Here is a 6,133-nt window from a genome sequence, read left to right as displayed (position 1 = left end):
GAGGGGCAACTTCGGATTGGCGAAGATCCGCAGCAGTTTGTGCAGGCGGCCACCGTCCCGCAGCCGCAACCGGCCCTTCTTGTCACGGATCCAGCCGCCGCGCCACCGCTCCTGGTCCTCGTAGGTGCGCGGATAGCCTTGTCCGGGACGGGTTTCGACGTTGTTGAACCACACGTATTCGGTACCGGGTCGGTTGGTCCACGCCTGTTTGCACGTCACCGAACAGGTGTGACAACCGATGCATTTGTCGAGGTTCATCACCATCGCCAACTGCGCCATGACCTTCACCGCGGTCCCCCTTCCTGCGTCGTGTTGGCGCGCATCAGTACTGCACCTCCTGGCTGCGGCGGCGCACGACGGTCACCTCGTCGCGCTGGTTACCGGTCGGACCCAGGTAGTTGAACGCGAACGCGTGTTGCCCGTAGCCACCGGCCAAGTGGCTGGGCTTGATGCGCACCCGGGTGAGCGCGTTGTGATTACCGCCGCGCTTGTTGTTGATTTCGGAGCGCGGCGTGTCGACGGTGCGCTCCTGGACGTGATAGACGAAGACCACGCCGTCGGGCATCCGGTGCGAGACGATCGCGCGGCACACGTAGATGCCGTTCACGTTCACCGCCTCGACCCAATCATTATCGCGCACTTGGATTTTCGCGGCATCGCCCGGACTCATCCACATCGTCGGGCCACCACGGGACAACGAGAGCATGTACAGGTTGTCCTGATAGGTGGAGTGGAACGACCACTTCGAGTGCGGCGTCAGGTAGCGCACGGTGAGTCCGATGCCGTCCTCGCATGCGCCGAGCGTGGGCTGGCCGAACAAGCGCGCCATGTCCAGCGGCGGCCGGAACACCGGCAGGTGCTCGCCGAGCTCCTCGACCCAGTCGTGCGCAAGATAGAAATGCATTCGCCCGGTGAGGGTGTGGAACGGCTTGAGGTTCTCGATGTTGATGGTGAACGGCGCGTAGCGACGACCGCCCGTTTCGCTGCCCGACCATTCCGGGCTGGTGACCACGGGAACGGGCCGCGCCTGGGTATCGGCGTAGCTGATGCGCTTGTCCTCGCTGCCCTCGGCCAGGTGCACCAGCCGCTGACCGGTGCGCTTTTCGAGTTCGTGGAAGCCCTCGACCGCGAGCCGCCCGTTGGTCGTCCCCGACAACAGCAGCAGGACGTCGGCCATCCGCGAGGCGGTGGTGACGGCCGGACGGCCCGCTGCCACACCGGATTTCAGCACCCCGAACTTGGTGGCGAGCTCCTCGACCTCCCGGAAGGGGTGCACCGTGACGCCCTTGGTGGTCACGCCGAACTTGTCGACGAGCGGGCCCAGGGTCAGCCACTTGTCGTAGATGGCGGTGTAGTCTCGCTCCACCGCGGTCAGCTTGCCCATCGTGCGCCCCGGCACCGGCGTCGCGCCGGAGTGTAGCCAATCCTGTTCGGTGCCATCGGGATAGGCCATCGCATCCGGAGTGTCGTGCTGCAGTGCGGTGAGCACCACATCGGTGCGGGTGCCCAGGTGGTTCTTGGCCATGGCGCTGAAGGCGCGGGCAATGGCACCGAAAGCGTCGAAGTCCGAACGCGTTTCCCACGGCGGATCGGTCGCGGCGCTGAACGCGTGCACGTAGGGGTGCATGTCCGTGCTGGAAATGTCGGCCTTCTCATACCAGGTCGCTGCCGGCAGCACGATGTCGGACACCAGCGTCGTCGAGGTCATCCGGAAGTCGATCGACATCATCAAGTCGAGCTTGCCCTCGGGGATGTCACCCTCACACGTCACGCCGGTGGGCCGCACCCCGTCCTCCGGCGGGAGCGCCGAAGCGTTGGAGTCGGTCCCCAACAGATGGCGCAGGAAGTACTCGCCGCCCTTGCCCGAAGAGCCGATCAGGTTGGCGCGCCAAACGGTAAGCACCCGTGGCCAATTCACGGGGTTGTCGGGATCGGTCACGGCGAGCTTGAGCTTGCGCTGGCCAAGCTGTTCGGCGACGTAGTCGGCGACGTCGCGATCGGCGGCGCGTGCCTCGTCGGCGACGTCCAGACTGGACCGGTCGAATTGGGGGTAATACGGGCTCCACCCCATGGCCACCGCGGACGCCAGCAGGTCCATGGTGTGCTTGCCCGCGAACCTGCCCCGGCCCACCGGGCTGGCCAATTTGTCCGCCCCGTATCCGTCGTAGCGCCATTGGTCGGTGTGCGCGTACCAATACGACGCGCCGGGTACCTGTCGAGGCGGGCGCACCCAGTCGGTTGCCATGGCCATCGTCTGGAAGCCGGTGAGCGGGCGAACCTTCTCCTGGCCGACGTAGTGGGCCCACCCACCGCCGTTGCGGCCCATCGATCCCGTCAGCATCAGCAGCGCCAGCACCGCACGGTAGATCGCGTCGCTGTGGAACCAGTGGCAGATGCCGCCACCCATGATGATCATCGAGCGGCCGCCGGATTCCTCGGCGCTGTGCGCGAATTCCCGTGCCACCCGGATGGCCTGGGCGGCCGACACGCCGGTGATCGCTTCCTGCCATGCCGGGGTGTTCTGCTGGGTGGCGTCGTCGTAGCCGGTGGGCCAGTCGCCGGGCAGCCGGGGCCGCGCCACACCGTATTGGGCGAGCATCAGGTCGAAGACAGTGCACACCAGGTGCTTGCCGATACGGCGTACCGGGACACCGCGCGCCACGGTCGTTCCCTCGCCGTCGACGGTATCGAAGCTGGGCAGGTGGACCAGTGCGCTGCTGTCATCCCCGTTACGGCGGCTGGCGTCTCGCACGCTGAGTGCCGGCGTCAGGTCGCCGAGATCGAGGTTCCACTTTCCGACGCCCGACTCGCCGTACCGGAATCCCAGCGAGCCGTGCGGCACCACCACCGAATCGGTCGTCTCGTCCAGCACCGCGGGTTTGAGCGCGGCGTTCTCGACGGCCTCCCCCAAATCCGCTGCCGTGAGGTTCTTTCCCGGCACCAGCATGTCGCCGCGTTCTTCCAGTTTGATCAGGAACGCCAGGTCGGTGTAGCGCCGGGAATAGTCGATGAAGAACGGAACCTGCTTCTGCACATAGCATTCCGAGAGGATCACGTGGCCCATCGCCATGGCCAGCGCCCCGTCGGTCCCGGCCGCACAGGGCATCCACTCATCGGCGAACTTGGTGTTGTCGGCGTAGTCCGGGCTGACGGTCACCACCTTGGTGCCGCGGTAGCGCGCCTCGGCCATCCAGTGCGCGTCGGGCGTGCGGGTGATCGGGACGTTGGAGCCCCACATCATCAAATACGCTGCATCCCACCAATCCCCGGATTCGGGCACGTCGGTTTGGTCGCCGAACACCTGCGGTGAGGCCACCGGGAGGTCGGCATACCAGTCGTAGAACGACGTCATGGGGGCGCCGATCAGCTCGAAGAACCGCGAGCCGGCGGTGTAGGACACCATCGACATCGCCGGGATCGGAGAGAATCCGGCGACGCGATCCGGTCCGTACGTCTTGATGGTGTGCACGTGGGCGGCGGCGATCAGCTCAGTGGCCTCGGCCCACGTCACCCGAACCAGTCCGCCCTTCCCACGGGCCTGCTGATAGCGGCGACGGCGTTCGGGATCGGCCTGGATGTCGGCCCACGCCAGCACCGGATCGCCGAGCCGCGTCTTGGCCTCCCGATACATTTCGACAAGCACGCCCCGGGCGTACGGGTAGCGCACGCGGGTCGGCGAGTAGCTGTACCACGAAAACGACGCACCACGCGGACAGCCGCGCGGCTCATACTCGGGCCGGTCCGGACCCACCGACGGGTAGTCGGTCTGCTGGGTCTCCCAGGTGATGATCCCGTCTTTGACGTAGATCTTCCACGAGCACGACCCGGTGCAGTTCACCCCGTGCGTGGAGCGAACGACCTTGTCATGGCTCCACCGGTCGCGGTAGAACACGTCGGCTTCGCGGCCGCCCTCCCGCGTGACCGTGCGCAGGTCGGCGGAGATCTCGCCCGGCGTGAAAAACCGCCCACTGCGCTCCAAGAGCTCCTCGAGGACTCCGCCAATGTGAGGTGTGACAGTCAAGAAGTACTCCTCCTATTCGGTAGCGTCGCGCCTCGTCGCCAGGCCGTTCGTCCGGCCCCATCTGCGTTGTGTCTGGCAGTCAGCCCGGTGATCCACCCGCCCGCACCAGCTCGGATCGGCTCGACGCTCGGCATTGCAGGCCCGCGGGTTGGAGGGCAATACAGCACCAGCATAGGTCTGGATCGAGGGCGAAATCAGGTCCGCCGCGCGAGGGCAGTTCTTCGAAAAAGGCATCATGAGCATCGATTTTGCGCACCGGTAGGCGGCCCGGCCCGGCACCGTGGCCGCGACGGAAAGGTCTGCACAAGCATTCGGCTCGCTATCGGCACGCACATTCAGGGCAGCTTCGTGTGGCGTCGTTATTACAAGTCATATTGTTCTATTCAGTTCACTGCGAAGACCTGCAACGCGGCTGTACATAAGCTGCCGGAAGTCTGTGGACTTGTTATGAGGTAGCTCTCAAAGAGCCTCGGTCAGGTCCCCCAACCAGCCACGATCGGCCGGCACCCAGTCGAGATCGTGCAGCTCAGCCGCCGTAACCCAGCGCAACGCCCGGTGGTCGTGGGCGTCGGGTTCGCCCCGGATCAGGCGCACGCGGTAGGCCCGCAGCGTGAAGCCGTCCACCGCGATGTCGTCGCCCAGCCGGTCGCCCACCGTGACGTCGCCGACTGACAGGCCCAGCTCCTCGGCCAGCTCGCGAGCCAGCGCGTCGCGCTCCGTTTCACCGGGCGCGACTTTGCCACCGGGCAGTTCCCAGCGGCCGGCCAGCTCCGGCGGACGGGCGCGTTGTGCCACCAAGACCTTGGAGGCGCAGATCAGGGCGCCCGCGACGACGATCTGGGTCGGCATGGCCAGTGACGGTATACCGTTGCGGCCCTCAGCCGGGCACGACGCCCTTGGCCCGCGGAGATCAAATTCAACGCAAATGGCATCGAACCCTCGCGATGTGGGTCGAATTCCCTTGCAGCACAGTGGCTCTCTTACGGTTTGAGCGCCGGCGTGGGATACTCGACCCTAGTCGGTCACTATCTCTAACAGGCACTTCCAGGAATGGGGGTTGGCAATGAACACCGAACCCGCAAAGACGTTCCCCCGCATCTTTAGGGGCTATGACACGGCTGCGGTCGACGCCTACATCCAGGTGTTGCTCGCCAAGCAGAAATTCCTGATCGACGAAGTTCAGAACCTCAGAGCCCAGCGAAACGAATCCGGCGATGAAACGGCCGCGCTGCGGATTGAAGTCGCCTGCCTCACGGATGAGGTCACCCTCCTCTCGGACACATCGCCGTCGCCCTATGCGATGCAACACCGGATGGCGAAGTTGCTGCGGCGTGCGCTCGACGAGATTTCCCAGATGCAGGACGAGTCGCGCGCCGAGGTAGAAGCGCTGATCACCGAGGCTGAGGCCGAGACCGAGGCCGCCCGACGAGAGCACCGCGAGTTGCTGGCGGACATCGCCGCGCAGCGAAAAGCGCTGGAGACCGAGTGTGCGGCAACCAGAAAAGAGTTCGACGCCGAACTCGCCAGGATGCGTGCTGAAGCCCAATCCTCGATCGATGAGGCGTGGGAGGAAGCCCAGCATGAGCGCGAACAAGTCCTCGCCGACGCCAAACAGCGAGCTCGTCTTTCCGATGAGCAGGTCCGGAGGGCGCTGGGTGAGGCGAATCAGCAACGAATCATGATCCTGGAAGAATTGATGGGCGTAGCCCGCGACCTGCAAAGGGTTCCGACGATCCTTGAGTCGGCATACCAAGAACGAAACAACCCGCCCGAGGCAAGCGTGGTGGTGCAGCTGGATCAGAAAAATCAGACACCAGGTCCCGCTGTTGCCTCGTAAATGACCACTCGGTCGGGAAGGGTCGCATGGTCGGGGTCTATCCCTATCCCTTGGCCAACTGCGAAGTTCCCTTGGCCAGCTGCGAAGTCATCCCTCACGGCATGGCCAGTGACGGTATACCGTCGAGGCATGGCTGTGTTAACGGATGAGCAAGTAGACGCCGCACTGCCCGATCTCACCGGATGGGAGCGCGCCGACGGCGCCCTGCGCCGCTCGATCAAATTTCCCAGCTTTCTCGCCGGCATCGATGCCGTGCGCCGGGTGGGCGAGCACGC

The 6,133-nt window shown here is 65.2% G+C and carries 4 protein-coding genes and 1 pseudogene; 2 read left to right on the top strand and 3 right to left on the bottom strand.

The genetic code is table 11. The features are described from left to right. From narY to VFW69_RS20070, 3 genes and pseudogenes are all read right to left on the bottom strand, one after another. Positions 1-288: pseudogene (gene narY, locus VFW69_RS20080) on the bottom strand (nitrate reductase subunit beta); the annotation flags it as partial. 34 nt (positions 289-322) lie between these two features. Continuing rightward, positions 323-4,021 carry a nitrate reductase subunit alpha gene (locus VFW69_RS20075; RefSeq protein ID WP_526503836.1) on the bottom strand — a complete coding sequence of 1,233 codons (3,699 nt, stop codon included), beginning with the start codon at positions 4,019-4,021 and terminating at the stop codon, positions 323-325. Positions 4,022-4,480: 459 nt separating this feature from the next. Next, a complete protein-coding gene (locus tag VFW69_RS20070; protein WP_526503834.1) occupies positions 4,481-4,870 on the bottom strand; it encodes a (deoxy)nucleoside triphosphate pyrophosphohydrolase in 390 nt (129 codons plus the stop codon). A gap of 214 nt (positions 4,871-5,084) precedes the next feature. Here VFW69_RS20070 and VFW69_RS20065 point away from each other — a divergent pair, with 214 nt between their 5' ends. Both VFW69_RS20065 and VFW69_RS20060 read left to right on the top strand, forming a co-directional pair. Continuing rightward, positions 5,085-5,858, top strand: coding sequence for a cell division protein DivIVA (locus VFW69_RS20065; protein WP_526503832.1), 774 nt, complete (start codon positions 5,085-5,087; stop codon positions 5,856-5,858). A gap of 129 nt (positions 5,859-5,987) precedes the next feature. Then, positions 5,988-6,133: 4a-hydroxytetrahydrobiopterin dehydratase (locus tag VFW69_RS20060; RefSeq protein ID WP_526503838.1), on the top strand; the 146-nt coding region annotated here is incomplete at its 3' end.

The organism is Mycobacterium sp., from assembly GCF_036273375.1.
Taxonomy (GTDB): Bacteria; Actinomycetota; Actinomycetes; order Mycobacteriales; family Mycobacteriaceae; genus Mycobacterium.
The sequence above is the reverse complement of the archived record's forward strand: the minus strand, read 5'-3'. Positions and strand labels throughout refer to the sequence as shown.